Below are 3,138 nucleotides of genomic sequence, written 5' to 3' on the forward strand. Positions count from 1 at the left end.
GGGCCGCACGTAGTAGCCGGTGCTCAGACCGTCGGGTTTGCCCGGCCCGCCCGCCACCAGCGTGGCCCCCTCGCCGATGCCCTTGGCGATCAGTGTCTGGATCCTGTCGAACTGGTTGGCCGAGACCACCGGGCCGATGGCGAACTCGCCGTGCGGATCCCCGACGGTGACCCCCTCGGCCGCACCGCGGGCGACCTCGATCGCCTCGGCCATCCGCGCGCCGGGCACCAGCATGCGCGAGGGCGCGCTACAGGTCTGGCCCGAGTTGAGCATCATGCTCACCACGCCCTTGCCGACGTTCTCGGCGAAGGCATCGTCATCGAGGATGATGTTCGGGTTCTTGCCGCCGAGCTCCTGGGTAACCCGCTTGACCCCGGCCGCCGCGTTGCGCGCGATATCGATGCCCGCCCTGGCCGAGCCGGTGAACGAGACCAGGTCGACGTCGGGATGACTCGCCAACGGCACGCCCACAGCGAGGCCGTCGCCCTGCACCAGGTTGAACACCCCGGCCGGAACACCGGCGGCATCGAGGATCTCGGCGAAGATCTGTCCGGAGAACGGCGCGAGTTCGGAGGGCTTGAGCACCATCGTGCAGCCGGTGGCCAGCGCGGGGAAGACCTTCACCGCGATCTGGTTCAACGGCCAGTTCCACGGGGTGATCAGGGCGCAGACCCCGATCGGCTCCTTCACGATCAGCGACGCGCCGCGCTGTTCCTCGAAGCGGAACCCCTCGAGGACCTCGATCGTGGTGCTGAGGTGGCCCGTTCCCAGGTCCACCTGGAAGCCGTTGGCCAGGGCGGCCGGTGCCCCCAGCTCCTCGATCAGCGCCGCCCCGAGATCGGGGGCGCGTTTCTGATATTCGGCGAGGACCGCGCGCAGCAGCGCGAGCCGTTGCGCGGGCTCGGTGCTCGACCACCCGGCGAACGCGGCGCGCGCGGCGGCGACCGCGCGGTCCACGTCCGCCGCCGTGCCGACGGCCACCGTGCCGCACACCTGCTCGGTGGCCGGATTCACCACGTCGATGGTGTGCGGTTCGGCGGGGTCGGTCCACTGCCCGTCGATGTAGAGCTTCAGATATTCACGCATGATTTCCTCACTGAGTGCCTTCCGCGTACCAGGTGCGGAATTCGTCGTAGCTCGGCATTTCTTCCGAATTCGCCTTCGGGTCGACCGCGACGTGGATCACGCCCGGTCGCCCGCTGGCGTAGGCGCGTTTGATGGCGGGGGCGATGTCCTCGTCGCGCTCGACGTATTCGCCGTAGCAGCCGAAGCCCTCGGCGACCTTGTCCAGCCGGGTGTTCTTGCTCCAGTGCACGCCGGTCTCGAGCGAGCCCTGCCCGTAGGTGCGCTTGTAGACGCCGACCTCGAGTCCCCAGGCGTAGTCGACCGCGACCACACAGACCAGGGGGAGGTTCAGTCGCGCGGCGGTTTCGAGTTCGGCGATGTGGAACTGGAACGAGGAGTCGCCGGTGATCAGCATCATCGGTCGTTTGCCGCCGTCGGCCACGCCCGCGCCTACCGCGTAGGGCAGGCCGGTGCCCAGGTGCCCGAAGTTCTGATTCCACATGACGTCATGGGGTTTGGCCTGCGAGTAGGTCCAGCCGAAGATCGTGGTGGCGCCGCCGTCGCGCACCATGATGCCGTCGGCCGGGAACGCCTGCGTCGCCTCCACGATCAGCCGCGCCGGGTGCACCGGCGACATCCCCGACGGCGCGGTCTCGGCCAGTTCCGCGAGCTGGGCCGCGTCCTGTTCGATCCAGCCCGCGAGCTCGGGGGTGGGGGTGCGCGGGGTCTCGCGCAGCGCCTCGACCAGCTGCGGGACGATCGCGCGCAGGTCACCGACCAGCGGCACGTCCACCGATCGGTTCACCCCGATGGCCTCGGGGTCCTGCTCGACGAGGATCCACTTGCGGTTGGCCTCGTTGGCGACCCAGTGCCGGCCGCGCCCGTAGTGCACCGGTTCGCCCAGCTCGGTGCCGATGGCCAGGCACAGATCGGATTTCACGACCGCGTCGATCGCCGCCGCCGAGAACCCGTACGGGAAAGTGCGGTCCTCGAGCCCGGGGATGAAGGAGGTGCCGCCCGAGGTCTGGATGACCGGGCAGGCCATGGCCTCGGCCAGCGCACGGACCGACTCGCCGGCGCGCGTGGTGTGCACGCCGTGTCCCACCAGCAGTACGGGCTGGCTCGCCGCGCGGATGTAGTCGACCGCCTCGGCGATCCGGTCCGCACCGGCCGTCTGTCCGACCAGGCGATACGCCGACGGCGCCAGCGCGGGTCCGACCTCGAGTTCCTCCTGGATCACGTGCGAGGGGTACTCGATGTACACCGGGCCGGGGGTGCCCGAGAGCGCCTTGCGCAGACCCTCCCGGATGACCTCGTCGGTCTGGTCGGCGTATTCGATGCTGGCGCAGTACTTCACCGACGGCTCGAACAGTTCCGCCTGCTTCACGAACTGGATGCGACCGCGCCGCACCCGCTGTTCGGTGATCCGCGCGCGCTGCCCGCCCAGGAAGATCACCGGCGAGTTCTCGACCTTGGCGCACATCATGGCCCCGGCCAGGTTGGCGACGCCGGGGCCGAGGGTGCCGATGCACACCGCGGCCTTGCCGGTCATTCGGGACACCGCCTCGGCCATGAAACCGGCCGACTCCTCGTGGTGCGGGGCCACCACCGTCCAACCGCGTTCTTCGGCGAGATGGAACATGTGCACGAAGTTGGGGTCGGGAATGCCGAACAGGGTGTTGATGCCCTCGGCTTCGAAGAGTTGCAGAATGCGTTCGTAGACTTTAACCGACATGCGTGCTGCCCTTCATAGCTGTCGCGAAGCTCTTGGTGATGTGGTCGATGTGTCCGGAGGGGACGACCGGCAGGATCCAGGGATCCGCGCAGTCGTCCGCGGTGAGGGCGAGGCCGACGTCCACGGCCTCCTTCGCCGGTTTCGGTGTGAGCGGGCTGACGGCGAGGACCACCGCCGCGTTGATGGCCATCGCGATGAGGCCCGGCTCCCATTCGGGCAGGTGCGCGGCCCAGTAGTTTTTGGCGAACGGGGCGAGCAGCGCGGTGAATCCGGCGATCAGGCCGAGCAGGACGCCGATCGCGGACGTGCGGCGCCACAGGAAGCCGAGGACGACGGCC

General features: G+C 69.1%; 2 protein-coding genes and 1 pseudogene. All 3 read right to left on the reverse strand.

Annotated elements, in window-relative coordinates:
- On the reverse strand, positions 1 to 1,086 hold a 1,086-nt coding region (locus tag ACFWF3_RS29900), incomplete at its 3' end, for an aldehyde dehydrogenase family protein (protein ID WP_379316976.1).
- Between the two features lie 7 nt (positions 1,087 to 1,093).
- The gene (locus ACFWF3_RS29905; RefSeq protein WP_379316978.1) at positions 1,094 to 2,800 is read right to left on the reverse strand and encodes a thiamine pyrophosphate-binding protein; all 1,707 of its coding nucleotides are present in this window, start codon (positions 2,798 to 2,800) and stop codon (positions 1,094 to 1,096) included.
- Positions 2,790 to 3,138: pseudogene (locus tag ACFWF3_RS29910) on the reverse strand (hypothetical protein); the annotation flags it as partial. The pseudogene ACFWF3_RS29910 and the gene ACFWF3_RS29905, both read right to left, overlap by 11 nt.

The sequence above is a fragment of the Nocardia sp. NPDC060220 genome (assembly GCF_042727815.1).
In the GTDB taxonomy this organism is placed as follows: Bacteria; Actinomycetota; Actinomycetes; order Mycobacteriales; family Mycobacteriaceae; genus Nocardia.